Annotated in this window: 11 protein-coding genes and 1 pseudogene; 11 read left to right on the top strand and 1 reads right to left on the bottom strand. The window is 29.7% G+C overall.

What is annotated here, in order from left to right; genetic code table 11:
* The first annotated feature begins 59 nt into the window (after window positions 1–59).
* The 3 genes from BJL90_RS05280 (at window position 60) to BJL90_RS05270 (ending at window position 4661) form a co-directional block, all read left to right on the top strand.
* Window positions 60–2093 carry an ATP-dependent nuclease gene (locus tag BJL90_RS05280; protein WP_070964975.1) on the top strand — a complete coding sequence of 678 codons (2034 nt, stop codon included), beginning with the start codon at window positions 60–62 and terminating at the stop codon, window positions 2091–2093.
* A 92-nt stretch (window positions 2094–2185) separates the two neighbouring features.
* Window positions 2186–3802 carry a hypothetical protein gene (locus BJL90_RS05275; protein WP_070964972.1) on the top strand — a complete coding sequence of 539 codons (1617 nt, stop codon included), beginning with the start codon at window positions 2186–2188 and terminating at the stop codon, window positions 3800–3802.
* A 73-nt stretch (window positions 3803–3875) separates the two neighbouring features.
* Window positions 3876–4661 (top strand): DUF6602 domain-containing protein, encoded by a 786-nt coding sequence (locus BJL90_RS05270; RefSeq protein WP_070964969.1) that lies wholly within the window; start codon window positions 3876–3878, stop codon window positions 4659–4661.
* A gap of 959 nt (window positions 4662–5620) precedes the next feature.
* Here the strand turns inward: BJL90_RS05270 and BJL90_RS05265 are convergent.
* Window positions 5621–6181: a tyrosine-type recombinase/integrase gene (locus BJL90_RS05265; protein WP_070964966.1), complete on the bottom strand. Its 561-nt coding sequence runs from the start codon at window positions 6179–6181 to the stop codon at window positions 5621–5623.
* Between the two features lie 305 nt (window positions 6182–6486).
* Here BJL90_RS05265 and BJL90_RS05260 point away from each other — a divergent pair, with 305 nt between their 5' ends.
* The 8 genes and pseudogenes from BJL90_RS05260 to BJL90_RS05225 all read left to right on the top strand — a co-directional run bounded on the left by BJL90_RS05260 (window position 6487) and on the right by BJL90_RS05225 (window position 14258).
* Complete coding sequence (locus BJL90_RS05260; protein WP_070964963.1) at window positions 6487–8544, top strand: EAL domain-containing protein; 2058 nt, start codon at window positions 6487–6489, stop codon at window positions 8542–8544.
* Window positions 8545–8550: 6 nt separating this feature from the next.
* Window positions 8551–8721, top strand: coding sequence for an aspartyl-phosphate phosphatase Spo0E family protein (locus BJL90_RS21360; protein WP_081562228.1), 171 nt, complete (start codon window positions 8551–8553; stop codon window positions 8719–8721).
* Window positions 8722–8988: 267 nt separating this feature from the next.
* Window positions 8989–9288: a YaaL family protein gene (locus BJL90_RS05255; RefSeq protein ID WP_081562227.1), complete on the top strand. Its 300-nt coding sequence runs from the start codon at window positions 8989–8991 to the stop codon at window positions 9286–9288.
* Window positions 9289–9458: 170 nt separating this feature from the next.
* Entirely contained in the window at window positions 9459–9725 is a 267-nt protein-coding gene (locus BJL90_RS05250) for a pro-sigmaK processing inhibitor BofA family protein (RefSeq protein WP_205684275.1), read from the top strand.
* A gap of 149 nt (window positions 9726–9874) precedes the next feature.
* Window positions 9875–10896: pseudogene (locus BJL90_RS05240) on the top strand (FUSC family protein).
* Between the two features lie 156 nt (window positions 10897–11052).
* On the top strand, window positions 11053–11376 hold the full coding sequence (locus BJL90_RS05235) for a MazG-like family protein (protein WP_236905028.1): 324 nt from the start codon (window positions 11053–11055) through the stop codon (window positions 11374–11376).
* A 21-nt stretch (window positions 11377–11397) separates the two neighbouring features.
* Complete coding sequence (locus BJL90_RS05230) at window positions 11398–12333, top strand: YybS family protein (RefSeq protein ID WP_070964956.1); 936 nt, start codon at window positions 11398–11400, stop codon at window positions 12331–12333.
* Between the two features lie 23 nt (window positions 12334–12356).
* Window positions 12357–14258, top strand: coding sequence for a DHH family phosphoesterase (locus BJL90_RS05225; protein WP_236905027.1), 1902 nt, complete (start codon window positions 12357–12359; stop codon window positions 14256–14258).
* Window positions 14259–14310 lie beyond the last annotated feature (52 nt).

The raw sequence follows: 14310 nt of genomic DNA, 5'->3' as shown, positions 1-14310 counted from the left end.
GAATATGACGAATTTTATGAATAAAGGGATATGTATATAAGTATTAGGGGGAGAAATAGATGTACATAAAGAGATTAAGAATAAAAAATTATAAGTCATTCTTAGATTCAGGGGAAATAGAGGTTAAAAAAGACATATTTGCCTTCATAGGTCAGAATAATACAGGAAAGTCAGCGATCTTAGACTCTATTCAGGTCTTTTTTCCAAAATGTAAAAAGACAATAGCAGGTGGTGATTTTCATAAAAATACTACTGAAGATATTAATATAGAAATTTGCTTTGGAGGAGTAGATGAAGATTACTTAGCATCAACTGTATATAATGATAAAATTGAAAAGCAAAATATAAAAATAAAAGAATTATTTAAGAAATATGAAAATGAACAAGATGAAAAAATACTATCTCAAATACAAAAACAACAGGAAAAGTTAGACGAGTTAAAAAGTACAGAATATAGTTCTGCAGTAGATAAATATAAAATCTATGATGATGAGTTATATATTAATATGGTAGCAAGTAAAGGCGGAAAAATAACTAAAAAGTACTATAATAAGCAAGATGAAGAATTAAAAGATGCTGATTTAAATAAGATTTTACCTGAAATTAAAGTTATTCCAGCGTTAAGAGATCCCAAAACAGAGAGTACAGCAGGAAATAACTCTTACCTAAAAGATTTAATACAAATGCTAGATGAAGAATCAAAAACAAATATTACATTAGAAGGAAATATTCTTTCATATAACGAGATTAATGAAGTTTTATCAGAAGAAACTAAAAGAAGATGTAATTCCTTAGCGGAATCAATAACTTCATATTATAATCAAGCAGTAGGAGGTAATGAGTTTAAAGTAGTTATTGATGCATCTGTTAATATATCTAAAGGAACTACTTATTATACAACTATAACTGATCAAACTACAGGCATTTCAAATGATATATTAAATTGTGGAACAGGATATCAAAGCATGATAATATTATCAATTCTTGAAACTTATGTTCAAATTTCGCAATCGCAAACTCAATATATATTGTTAATAGAGGAGCCGGAAGTTTATTTACACCCAGAACTTCAAAGAAGAATGATAGATACATTAATAAGAATTTCAGACAATAATCAAGTTGTTTTCACATCTCATTCCCCTATAACAGTGAGCAAGTTAGCAGGAGATAATATTAAACTTGTTGAGAAACAAAATGGAGAAGCAAGAATTTTGTGTATTAGTCCCAAAAAAATTATTAATGAGTTAGGAATAAAGCCAGATGATATCTTGTATTATAAGGGCATTATTTTTGTAGAAGGAAAAGATGATTATGAAGTAGTAGTGTCGCTAATTAATAAGATTGACAACAATTTGATTGATAAAATAAATGTAATACAAGCACATTCATGTCAAAATCTAAAGTTTTATGCTAATGCTGAATTGTTAATGAATATTAATTTCAATATCCCTGTTTTAATTTTACGAGATTCAGATGTAAAAGATCCAAATGTTTTAAAAGAAAGTTTGTATGGGGAGATAGCAGCAACATTACTAGAAGAACCTCAATTTTTGGATTTTGAAGAAGAAGAATTAACAAACAAAAAAGATAAATTAAAATCAAGTATATATGTTTTATTAGAACATTCTATTGAGTATTATTTTATTGAAGATAAATTTTTATATGAATTCGCATCTGATTTAGAAGAACTTAACTGTGCTATAGAATGTTATGAATGTCAGTATAGAAAGCAGTTGAGAGAAGCATTAAACGGAAATAACCAAGTTAATAATTTTGAGGCGTATTTCCAACCAAAACGATTTTTAAAGGGCTATCCTGATGCTAAAGAAAGAGATAGAGAGTATAAAGAAAAGTCATTTAAAGATAGATGGGAAAGGTTATCTGATGATTGTCAATGTGAAAATAAATATAAAATAGATAATTATTTAAAGGTGAGAGATGAAATAATTGAAAATGTTAAAAGGATTTATATATCAGAAAACAGTTTTTTTAAATACATAATAAACAAACATTCTTTAGATATATTAAAGGAAAGCAAACTTAATGAGGTAATACAATTGGTTCAAGGATTGATTGATGAGATAAGGAATTAGAGTTTTAGAGGATAATGAGGTCAGAACTCTAAATGATATATAAGATATAAAGGTTTAGTGAATAAAATTAGAAAAGTTAAGGTGGGAATACAATGCTTTTAGATTCATCAATAGATAGTCAAAGACAAATGGCAATGGAACATATATATAAAGTTAAAGGAGAAATAGAGGATCATATTAAGGAGTTTTCTATAACTAAGTTATCCTTTAAAGACGCTGTACATGAGACTTTATTGAGACATTCTGATTTAATATTACTTTATATGCATAAGCAATTAAATTTAAAAGAGGTATTTAAGAATAGCCCTATCAAATTTGATATAAGTGATTTCACTTATGAAACTGTTTTACAAGAATCAATAAAATGGGGAATTAGGTGGATATATGATTATTGTAATCAAAAGCAAGGTGAGAATTTTGTGCCAAAATTAATCGAAGTAGTTGAATTTTTGAATTATGCATTTGCATATGAACTATTTTTTTTAAACTGGTATGCTACCTATAATAAACTAACTGATGTAATTATTGATGGTGAGCATATTAAGTTTGTAAGTAAAAATCCAGATGAGAAACACTTTATAGGATATAATAATTGGAGGAAAGTATGTAGAGAAAACCAAATATTAGGTAATATAAAAGACTGTAGAGAAGATATTTATAAGGCGATGCAAAAGGCACATGAGAGTGATTTTGAAATCATGAACGAATGGGAAATAAATGGTTATACATGGAGTGACTTCAAGAAATTTAGTTCTGCATTAGACAATTATTTAACTCGATTAAATATGAAAGAAATTGAAAAGGCTAAAAAAGATGGTTTAGTAACGATTAGTTTAAAAAGAGAGGATTCAGAAAGGTATATTATTAATGAGAAGAAAGATTGGTGGACATCATTGTTGTTAAAGGAAACAGGTTTAAATATTGAAATTATAACGAGTATAATTGATGACCTGACTTATAATCCAGACATAAAAAATACGGAAATATCGTTTCAGTTTTTTATTCCCGTTGAGGATAAACTGATGCTTTCTTCTCGATTTGTTAATCTAATGGTAAGACCCGAGAGAAACTTTCTCAACCTTATCCCCAAACTATATGAAAAGAAATTTAATAATCTATCAAATGATTGTGAAGATATGCAAGAAAGCCTTATCAAAAATTTTGTAACCAATAGATCCATAATTTATAACAAAGAAAAAACAAAGGAACAGTCAGTAAGACCGGGTATGGACCTATTGATTTTTGATACCCATAGTCTGAAACTATTGGTAGTTGAGTTAAAGTGGAATATTCCGCCCTATGATATTAAAGAGGTTATAGGGATAGATAAAAAAGTTAAAAAAGGGGTGGAAAGATTAAGTGATGCAAAGAAATATGTTGCACATAACCTAGATACAATCTTACAAGAATATTTTGGAGAAGAATGGAAACAAGTTAAACCTAGCGATATTGAATATCTAGTTGCAATAAAAGAATCTATTGGTTCGGGGAATGGATGTGATTTATGTGATCCTGTTATTACAGTAGATCATTTAATTGAACTATTGAATAATGGGATGAATCATTTATTTGAAATAATTAGAGAAGGTAAGCGAGAATATTATAGTGATGAAGTTGAAGAATGCTGGAAAAGAGTCGAGATTTTAAACTATAAAATAGATTTATTAAGTTATGAAATCAAGAGGACAAGTAATCCATATAAGATATAGAGAATTTTAATTCAAGTTCTAATAACATTGAGGTATCTTAAAAAAGCAAATTAGTTAAGGAAGTGGGTCGTGAATGCCTAGAAATAGATTAGAGTTAAGAATAAAAGATTATCATAAATCTATATCTCTTGAGTTTAATATTATAAAAGATAGAGTTAGATATTTAATCGGAGACAGTCATTGGGGAGAAGATGGAAGATACAAGGAAATAATACTAATGAATGTTTTGAAGAAGTATCTACCAAAGAATTTTTCAGTTGGTACTGGATTTATCATGAACAATGATGATTATGAATCTATTTCAACGCAGATAGATATAATAATATACGAGAATACCTATCCAATACTATTTAAAGAAGGTGATTTTGTAGTTGTTAATTCAGCAAATGTTGTTGGAGTAATAGAAGTTAAAAGTAAGTTTGATAATTCAAGATTTGAAAGTGTAATAAAAAAATCAGAAGAAATTGGACAATTAATAAATAGAAGGATTTTTAATGGAATTTTTTATTATGAGAGTAACCAAGGGGTATATTTTGAAGAAGAAGAAATAAATCTAAACTTCAGAAATGTATTGCAAAATACAGTTGGCAAGGTTAATCATATTGCTATAGGAGAAAATCAGTTTATTAAGTTTTGGGAAGAAGGAAATCCAAGTCTAAATAATGGAAATCCTTGTATGAGTTTATATGAATTATCTAATCTATCATTTTCGTATTTTATTACTAATTGTATTGAGATTACATATTTACTAAGCAAAGATTATCAAGATAATACTGATAATCTAGGCTGGTTTTTGTATCCTATTGAAGGCACAAAAGAAACTCAACGAAAGAACAATATTGAAATAACAATAAGGTAATATTACTATTTAAATCACACAAATAAACATATATTTAAAAGATTCTATGAAATCTTAATTCATAGCCCTTAAAACATGAATTCTTACTATGTATTACCCAAATAAACTTATATCAAAAATCAAATTCAACACGAAAGTTCTATCATAAACATGGTTTCAGGAAGCGTAAAAACCTCCCTGTACCATGTTTTTTCGTTTTTAGGACTTACCCCCTTGTACCTTAAACCTAGTCCCTAAAAAGCCCTGAAATAAAGACCTGAAGCCCCTAAATGGAAAACAGAATGGAAAAGAAAAATGGATAAAAACATCTCTTAACCCTTGATCCTTAACCCTTAATTCTGAAACAACTTTATTTGCATTTCAGCAGGATTAAGGCCTAAGATTTAAGGGAAAAGTGAATGGAATTGAGAATGGATGATAAAATGGATAAAAATGGGGATTGGCTTGAGTAGGGGCTTGTGGGGAGAATTATGATAAATGTTTATTTGCAGGGTGAAAAATGTTTATTTGGTGTATACATGAAATGTATGTATCAAATAAAGTTCTATTAAAGAAAATAAAATTCGGCTACAATTCAGGGGGAGTAAAAACTCCCCCTGAATTGTAGCCGAATTTACTTCGAGGATGTAGTGCTTGATCTCCCACTTGCTAAAGTGGGCGTCTTAGCAATACACCGAAGGATAAAGTTTTGTCATAGGACATGGTTGTAGAGAGGCAAAAATCCTTTCTTAAACCATGTCTTATTTATTAGAAACTATGAAGTTAAATCAAGGAATAGAGGTTTTTTAGTTTTTTAATGTAACAATATGGTTAAAATGTTACTTAATACATATCTTGAAATAATTCGACACAAATGGTAAATTTCCTGCACAAAATTAGTAAAAATGTAAAATTTTATATTATATTTGTGAAATATAAAAAGGCCTGGTAGGAAAAAATACCCGGCCTTTTTTATTAAATTAAAATTGTACTAACGAATACAGTTCGTCTTTTTGATCTTGATTAACACCAATATAACGGAGCGTGATATTTTGTGAACTATGATTAAAAGTATCCATTATGAGTCCAACGTTATAACGTGATATCTTATACGTCCAATAGCCCCAGGTTTTACGCAGGCTATGGGTACCAAAGTTTTCAATACCTAGCACAGTTGCTGCTTCCTTAAGCACACGATAGGCTTGAACTCTACCAATATGGTTTCCTTTGACACTTGAAAATAAATAACTTTCAGGCAAAAGACTATAGTTTTTTATGTATATAAGGATGGTTTTACGAAGCGTCTCATTTAATTTGATTTTTTTTTCTTTTCCAGTTTTCTTTTCTCTTAAAACTAAATAGTCTTTAAATTGTCCATCATTATTTAGAATGTCTTTCACTTTTATTGGTAATATATCGCTAATTCTTAGTCCAGTATTAAGACCAAATTTAAATAATAAACCATATTTTGGATCTTTTCCATTTAAATATTGATACATTTGTTTAATTTTCGTTTTATCCCTGATTGGCTCAACAGTCATAAATATTCTTCCTTCCAAAATGTAATGTTTATTAAATATATTATATAAAAAGATACATTATAGTTCAATTGATTTTTAATACTTAGATATTGCATATAACATAAACAGCAACAAATAAAAGGCCTAGGCATAAAACTATATGTAACATTTTAACCATATTGTTACATCGAATAGTAATGTAAAGCATTTCAGCTAAAATTAAAAGATTTCACCATATCTTTTATTAGGAACAGTTAAGTGACAGTAACATTTATTTATACTGTTGACTCCATAGAAAAGAATATAATACACAGGATGGATAAGCCATGGCAAAATATAACGACAAAATAAAAAGTTTAAACGACCAAAGCGAAATGTTTTATGATTCAGAAGAAGCGAAGAAACTAAGTCCCTACAGCGCTCCTCTTATCATTGCTATAACCTATGGAATATTTGGCGCGATATGGATTTTATTATCAGATAGAATTTTGGATTTTTTAACTGATAATCCTGTAGTTTATAAACAATTACAGACGTATAAAGGTTGGTTATATGTTTTTGTAACAATGGGTTTAGCATATATATTGACTCAAAAAACAATGCGTCTTATGCAGAGAGCTAACAACAAGACAATAAAAGCATATATGCAATTAAGAAAAGCCCATGAAGAACTGGTAAGCATGGAGAGAGAGCTAGAATATCAAAAACATTTTACGAAAAATATCATTAATGATGCGCATGTTATCATAGGCGTATGGGATGAGACAGGAAAAATAATAAGTGTAAATCCCTTTGGTCAAAAAACATTTGGATATAGAGAAGATGAGTTAATAAATAAAAGGTGGTTAGACTTATTAATTTCAAAGGAAAATCAAACAATAATGAATGATGTATTCGAAGAAATTAAGAAAAATAAAGAACTGAAAAATCATGAAAGTCAATTTATGTCAAAGGATGGAAGCCCTATAGATATACTGTGGAATAGTAGTATGCTAAACTATAGCGGTAGTAATAATAAAATTGTTTCTATTGGTGTAGATATTACAGAAAGAAAAAAGTATGAAGAAAATGTTAGTCGTATTGCTTTTTACGATACACTTACAGGGTTGCCTAATAGAATTATGTTTGAAAATGAAATAAAAAACTTTCTTCATCAAAAAATAGAAAAAAATAAAGTTGCTATTATCTATATAGATATTGATAATTTTAAATATATCAATGATACATTGGGTCATCAAGCAGGAGATGAGTTTTTAAAGTATATAGGAGATACGCTTAATACTGAAATTAAAATTCCTAATTTAGTTGCACGACTAGGAGGAGATGAATTCGCAATTTTATTTACAGAGTTACAATCAAATGAAATATTGATAGAAACTATAGAAGAGATAAAGAAAAAAATTGGTAGGACATGGTCTATCAAAAATCATCAATTCTTTGTTTCTATGAGTATAGGAATTGCTAAATTTCCTGATCATGGACATAACATTACTGAGCTTTTAAAAAATGCTGATATAGCCATGTATGCTGCAAAACAAGAAGGAAAGGATAAAATTCTCTTTTATAAAAAAGATATTCAAACAAACAATTTGAATCATGTACAAATGGCTAACAAATTGCAATCAGCTATAGAAAATGAAGAATTTATGCTTTTTTATCAACCTCAGTTTAAACTTAATACTGGTGAAATAGTAGGTCTGGAGGCATTAATTAGATGGAATCATCATGAAGAAGGGTTTATTTCACCTGTAGAATTTATTCCAGTAGCAGAAGATACAGGACAAATTTATAGTATAGAACGGTGGATTGTTAAAACTGCTTTGGCACAGAAAAAGCAATGGGAAAAAGAAGGGCTTGGTCATGTAGAATTATCTATTAACCTATCTGGCAAAACATTAACAAGTGACGTTAATTTTCAAGAGTTGGAAATATTATTATCAACTTTTGATGTAGACTATTCAAAGATAACAATAGAAATAACTGAAACAGCAATTATATCTAATGTTGACCTAGTAATTAGACGATTAAACAGACTAAAAGCGAAAGGACTGAAAATTGCACTAGACGATTTTGGGACAGGTTATTCCTCTCTCACTTATTTAAAAAAATTTCCCATCAATATTATAAAACTAGATAGAAGTTTTATTCAGCTAATTCCAAAGAACAGTATAGATACAGTGATTATTAAACATATTTTATCTTTAGCGCATGATTTGAGGTATGAAGTAATTGCCGAAGGAATAGAAACCCGAGAACAACTGGAATATTTGAAAAAATGTTTTTGCGAGAATGGGCAGGGATACTTGTTAAGTAAACCTTTATCTCAAGAAAAAGTTAATGAACTGATGAATTCTTTTAGACTTAAAAAATTAAAGGATGGCTAGAAATCGATGGAAAAATGGCGTAGAGATGAATTAGATAAGTTAAGAAATGAATTGCATAGGCTTATCGATAAGGAAAAAAACCTTATTTCACCGAAAGTAGTAGCATTAAGTCAAAAACTGGATAAAGCATTAAATGCCTATGAAAAGGCAAAAAACAAGAAGAACAGGATAGATTAGCGCTATCCTGTTTTATATTTATTAGCTTGTGTTATTTATAGATGTAATTTATTGTAAATTTATATGTTTTACGAAAAAATTCGGTAGATTTCATAAGTATGTCTATAATAAAAATTCCTTTAAAAAGATATATCTAGTATGGAACCCTTTAAATCAACATATTATAGTTTAAAGAAGTAATATTTCTAGCTTTTATAATCATAGGTATAAAAATACAAAAAATGGATAGCATAATAAGTAAACTATAATGGTGAAGGGGGGGTATTGATGAATGAAGAAAACCAAGTTACTAAAAGAGAAGGTATCCTAGAAGGAATTTCTACCGTTTTTAGTGGACTGCATAATAAATTTCAGCACTTTTACGAAACTGAGAAGGATGAAAATCAAGAATTTATTGATGTTATTAAGAAAGCCCGTGCAGAATGGGAAAGTGCAGAAAAAACCTTTCATAGTGTATCAGATCCAGACCTTATAGATTACGCGATATATAATGTAGAAGCTACAAAAGCAAAATATATCTACTTGCTAAAAAGAGCTAAAGAAATGGGCATTAAAACGAATCTTTAATAACTTTACGATAGTTTTTGATAAGGTACATGGTATATGGGAATAAAATACAGAACTTATTCCATTGGTCATAATATTTATCAGTATATGATATAATGTAAGGAGTAGTATATATTACTACTCCATTTAAGTTGTTTAATAATTTTAATATAGATAAAGGTGGGATGATTATGGGGTTTGAATTAAGTATCATACTGGCTTATGCCTTTGGATTGATATTACTATATATTTTGGGGTGGATTTTATTAATACCTATTCGATTGATTATAAAGCTTATATGGAATGGTGTTATAGGAGGTATTATGCTATTCCTAGTAAACTTAGTAGGGAGTGTTTTGGGGATAGCTATTGTTATTAATCCCATTACTGCTTTAGTAGCGGGGTTTCTAGGCGTGCCTGGTGTGGTGTTGCTATTGGTACTTCAGTATATCTTATAGTTTGAAAAATTTAGTTTCTCTTTTATCTTTTGGATAAATAATAGAAGACACTTAGAAAAATATAGGATTGTTTTAAAAAATAGTATATAATAGTAAAGAAGTTACATCTTAGTGTCTATATAAGTTATTCAAGAAGAAAGGTGAGAATTATGAAGATTGGTCTTAGGACCATAAAAACAGGAATTGCAGTTACAGTATCTTTGGTTATTAGCAATATGTTAAGAATAGAAAGCCCCTTCTTTGCAGCCATTGCAGCTATAATTGCGATGCAGCCTACTGTATCCGACTCCTGGAAAACTGGCGTAAATCGGATATTAGGGACGGTTATCGGTGCTATTGTAGGAGCTATTTTTGTGGCATTATCACCAGGAAACCCTTTGCTTGGGGGATAGGTGTTATTAGCCTTATTCTTATAATGAACAAGCTTGGCTGGCGGGAGGCTATTGCTATAGGCGGTGTTGTTTTTATAGGTATTTTTTTAAATACCAATGAAAATCATACTACTTATGCGCTACATAGGTTATTGGATACTTCTATAGGTATTGTGGTTGCAGTAGCCATTAATTATACGATTTATCCTCCTACTTATGATTCAAAAATTATTGGAGAAATAAAAAATATATCTAAAAACATTTTAAAGTATAATATAAAAAGCTTAGAAATCCTATTACAAGAAGATCAAAATATAGGTTTGTTAGAGGAACAAATCCAGGAAATAGAAAAAGAGTTAGAGGAATCAGAAAAGTTTTTAGAGCTGAAAAAAAAAGAAGAAAAAATGAAGGGGTATGGAGATACAAAACATAAGGAGATGTTTATTAGTTTTAAACTAGAAAAAGAAAGCTTTGAACACCTTAAAAACATACAAAATGTTTTGCAAAAAGGAATAGATAAGGAAATCGTTGAGTTGGTTCAAGCGGATATCTATAAAATAAAAGCGGATCTAGCAGCCTTCTACTTTCAAGAAAGTGAAGAGACAGAAATATCTAGTAAAAAGATCAAAGAGAATTTGCGTCTAGAGCCTATTATAGAAAATATAAAAAAGGTAAAAGCACAGTTGAAAAATAAAGAAGATATTAATAATTATCCTACAGATGAAGTGGTTAAAATGCTGGTTTTTATATATAATTTACAAGAAACTTTACAAAAGTTTAATACAATCATCTGTTGTTAAGCATCGAAATCCTTCGAGTGCTTCTTTTTTTCATAGGAAAGTCCAGGAGAATACGAAGGAAAATGGATATTTAAATAGAATATTTGTATAATACATATAATAGACAAAGGTTTAGCGTATAATTTTTTAAGTACTGAAGATAAGGGGGATTGAGGGGTGGCACAAAACAATAATAATGATATTAGCAGAAATCTGAAAATGATAGATTTTTTAAAGTGTGAGCTGTTAAATACGATAGCTTTATTGTTTGAAACGATGATAAAAGGTGTAAAAAATAGTCAAGAATTAGTGGTAGAATGTTTAGTAAATCTTCTTTTAGCTACATATACGTTAGGAAGAAGATTAGGATTTGATTATGACATGCTTGATAAAAAGTTGCAGGATAAAATTAAGACCAGTATATTAGAAGAACATCATCTAGAGAAGTGGTATGGAGATTTATCAGAACTAAATCAACATATAAGTAATCATAGAAAGTAAGCCATTAGGAGTGATTTTTTAGTGAAGGATTATAGTAATAAAAAGGCATTTATAGAAGCTGCATTAATGGTAACCATTACATCTTTTTTTGTAGTAGCTACTTTATATATCCCAATTTTATCTGTTTTACTATTTTTTTTACCGGTTCCCTTTATTATTTTGTCTTTTCGCTATAGTACAAGTTATACAGTAATTTCTTTAGCTGTAGCTAGTTTGTTTATTGGTTTATTAACAGGTGTACTTTATACAGTTTTTATTTTTGTTATTATTACACCAATTGCTCTTATAATGGGGCATTATATGAAGCATCATAAAAAACCCTTTCAAGTCATAGGGGTAGGTACAGCAGTATCAGTATTTTCTATTTTTTTAATGATACAAATTGTTTCTATGGTTAGTGGTGTTCATATTATTGAAGAAATGGGCAGAATGATTGGAGAAGTGCTAGATCATCAAGTAGAAATGTTGCATACGGTCAATGTCAGCTCACTAGATATCCAAGAGGCAATAAATTATTTTATGATGATTTTACCGGGTCTAATTATTGTTCAGTCTATGATAGGAGCTTTCATTAACTACTATTTAGCAGTAGCTATTATGAATAGACTTAAATTTATTTCTTATAAGTTTGATGGATTTGAGGACTTTAAACTTCCAGCGAATATTGTACTAGGATCCTTTATCATTTTTATCTTATCTTTATTGACAAGATACGTACCGGGCATTGATCATAATAGTTTGATTGCAAATGCTACCCTTATTTTTGTAGTAGTATTTTTTCTACAAGGTATATCCTTTATAAATTATTTGCTGAAGAAAAGAAAATTTCCTAAATTTTTAAGAATATTTATCTTAATACTGTTTGTCTTTATTAGTCCCTTAATGACGCTGGTAGCCATTATAGGACTACTGGACGCTATGATAGATATAAGAAGGATTGGGAAAAGAAACGATTAATATTTTGTGGGAGGCAAAGACAGATGAAAAACCCAAGATTTTTTAAAATGTTAGTGCCGGACACGCGAATATACATTTTTATTATAGGACTTCTTATTGCAATTATTTCCTTCTATAATCATATCATAGGTTTAGTGGGTATACTTGTACTAACTTATTTAATTTATTATAATCTAAAAACTACCAATATAAGAAGGGAAGAGTGGACCCGATATATTGAAGGGCTGTCTTCAGATATCGATTCAGTTACAAAGCAATCTATTTTGAACATGCCAATACCGCTAACAATGGTAGAAATTGATGGAACAATTAAATGGTATAATAGGAAGTTTTTAGAGGTTATGGATAGCCAAGGCTTGCTAGATAAAAATATTGAAGATATCATACCTGGGTTTGAACTTCAGGATATTTTACAATCAAAAAATACGATGACCAAAAAGGCAAATATTAACAGTAGAAGTTTCAATGTTTTGTATAATATTATAAAATCAGAAAAAAATCATATCTCTACTTATGTAATCATGCTCTATTGGATTGAAGAAACTGACTATGAGATTTTAAAGAAAAAATATAACGAGGAAAAAATGGTAATAGCTTTAGTACAAGCTGATAATTTTGATGAAGTAATGCAAGGTACAGAAGACGCTCGTCGGCCTTTGGTTATTGCAGAGATAGATCATAAGCTTACTTTATGGGCCAACCGAGTAAATGGGTTTTTAAGAAAGTATGCTAATGATAAGTTTATCGCAGTTTTTGAAAAGCAACACTTACAAAAACTAGAAACCAAGAAATTTGACATTCTAGATGAGATTAGAGAAATCAATATAGGAAATAAAATCCCCATTACTTTAAGTATAGGAATTGGAACAGAGGGGGAAACGCCTTTACAGAATTTTGAATTTGCCAATGCAGCAAAAGACTTATCCCTGGGTAGAGGGGGAGACCAAGCAACGGTTAAGAAAAACGATAAAATAAGTTTTTATGGTGGCAAAACAAAGGCAGTAGAAAAACGAACGAAGGTAAAAGCCCGTGTTATTGCTTATGCACTAAGACAATTAATAGAACAAAGTGATAATGTTTTTGTTATGGGACATAAATATGCGGATCTAGATGCTCTAGGATCTGCTATGGGAATTTACCGAGCTGCTAAAAATAGGAATAAAGAGGCTTATATTGTGTTGAATGGAAACAATCCTGCTATTGGGTGTCTTTACGATAAAATTATACAAAGTGAAGAATATAGAAAGAATATTATTACTTGTGAAGAAGCAAAGTTAAGGGTACATTCTACTTCTTTAGTAGTAGTAGTAGATACCCATCGTCCCAACTTTACAGAGTGCCCTGAACTGTTAAAACAAACTGATAAAATCGTAGTGATAGATCATCATAGAAAAGGAACAGATTTTATTGAAAATACTGTGTTAAATTATCATGAAACCTATGTATCCTCCGCTAGTGAATTGGTAACAGAGATACTCTTTTACATGGAGGATAAGGTAAACATAGAGTTATTAGAAGCAGAAGCCCTCTTAGCAGGTATTGCTATTGATACCAAGAATTTTACCTTTAAAACAGGTGTTAGGACCTTTGAAGCTGCTGCGTTATTAAGAAGGGCAGGAGCAGATACTACTTCTGTAAAACAATTGTTTCAAGATGATTTAAATACGATTATTTCAAAAGGAGAAGTCATCAAGAGAGCTGTGATTGTTAGAGATACGGTTGCTATATCTACCTGTGAAGAAGAGGGAGAAGATTCTCAACTTATTGCAGCGCAAGCAGCAGATGAACTTCTTAATATAAAGGGCATACGAGCTTCCTTTGTTTTAGCTAAAAAAGATGATACAATGATAGTTATAAGTGGTAGGTCTATGGGAGATATCAATGTACAGGTGATTTTAGAAAAGCTAGGGGTGGGGGTCACTTAACAGTGGCAGGTGCTCAACTAGAGGGTGTTACTATGGAAGAAGCATTGAAACA

This window comes from Clostridium formicaceticum, from assembly GCF_001854185.1.
Taxonomy (GTDB): Bacteria; Bacillota; Clostridia; order Peptostreptococcales; family Natronincolaceae; genus Andreesenella; species Andreesenella formicacetica.
Note: the sequence above shows the minus strand (reverse complement) of the source record. Positions and strands in the feature narration are given on the sequence as shown.

Bases quoted from the DNA above. Each gene is read 5' to 3' on its own strand.
- BJL90_RS05280 (WP_070964975.1), top strand. From the start codon at position 60: ATGTACATAAAGAGATTAAGAATAAAAAATTATAAGTCATTCTTAGAT.
- BJL90_RS05250 (WP_205684275.1), top strand. From the start codon at position 9,459: ATGGGGTTTGAATTAAGTATCATACTGGCTTATGCCTTTGGATTGATA.
- BJL90_RS05255 (WP_081562227.1), top strand. From the start codon at position 8,989: ATGAATGAAGAAAACCAAGTTACTAAAAGAGAAGGTATCCTAGAAGGA.
- BJL90_RS05225 (WP_236905027.1), top strand. From the start codon at position 12,357: ATGAAAAACCCAAGATTTTTTAAAATGTTAGTGCCGGACACGCGAATA.
- BJL90_RS21360 (WP_081562228.1), top strand. From the start codon at position 8,551: ATGGAAAAATGGCGTAGAGATGAATTAGATAAGTTAAGAAATGAATTG.
- BJL90_RS05260 (WP_070964963.1), top strand. From the start codon at position 6,487: ATGGCAAAATATAACGACAAAATAAAAAGTTTAAACGACCAAAGCGAA.
- BJL90_RS05275 (WP_070964972.1), top strand. From the start codon at position 2,186: ATGCTTTTAGATTCATCAATAGATAGTCAAAGACAAATGGCAATGGAA.
- BJL90_RS05265 (WP_070964966.1), bottom strand. From the start codon at position 6,181: ATGACTGTTGAGCCAATCAGGGATAAAACGAAAATTAAACAAATGTAT.
- BJL90_RS05270 (WP_070964969.1), top strand. From the start codon at position 3,876: ATGCCTAGAAATAGATTAGAGTTAAGAATAAAAGATTATCATAAATCT.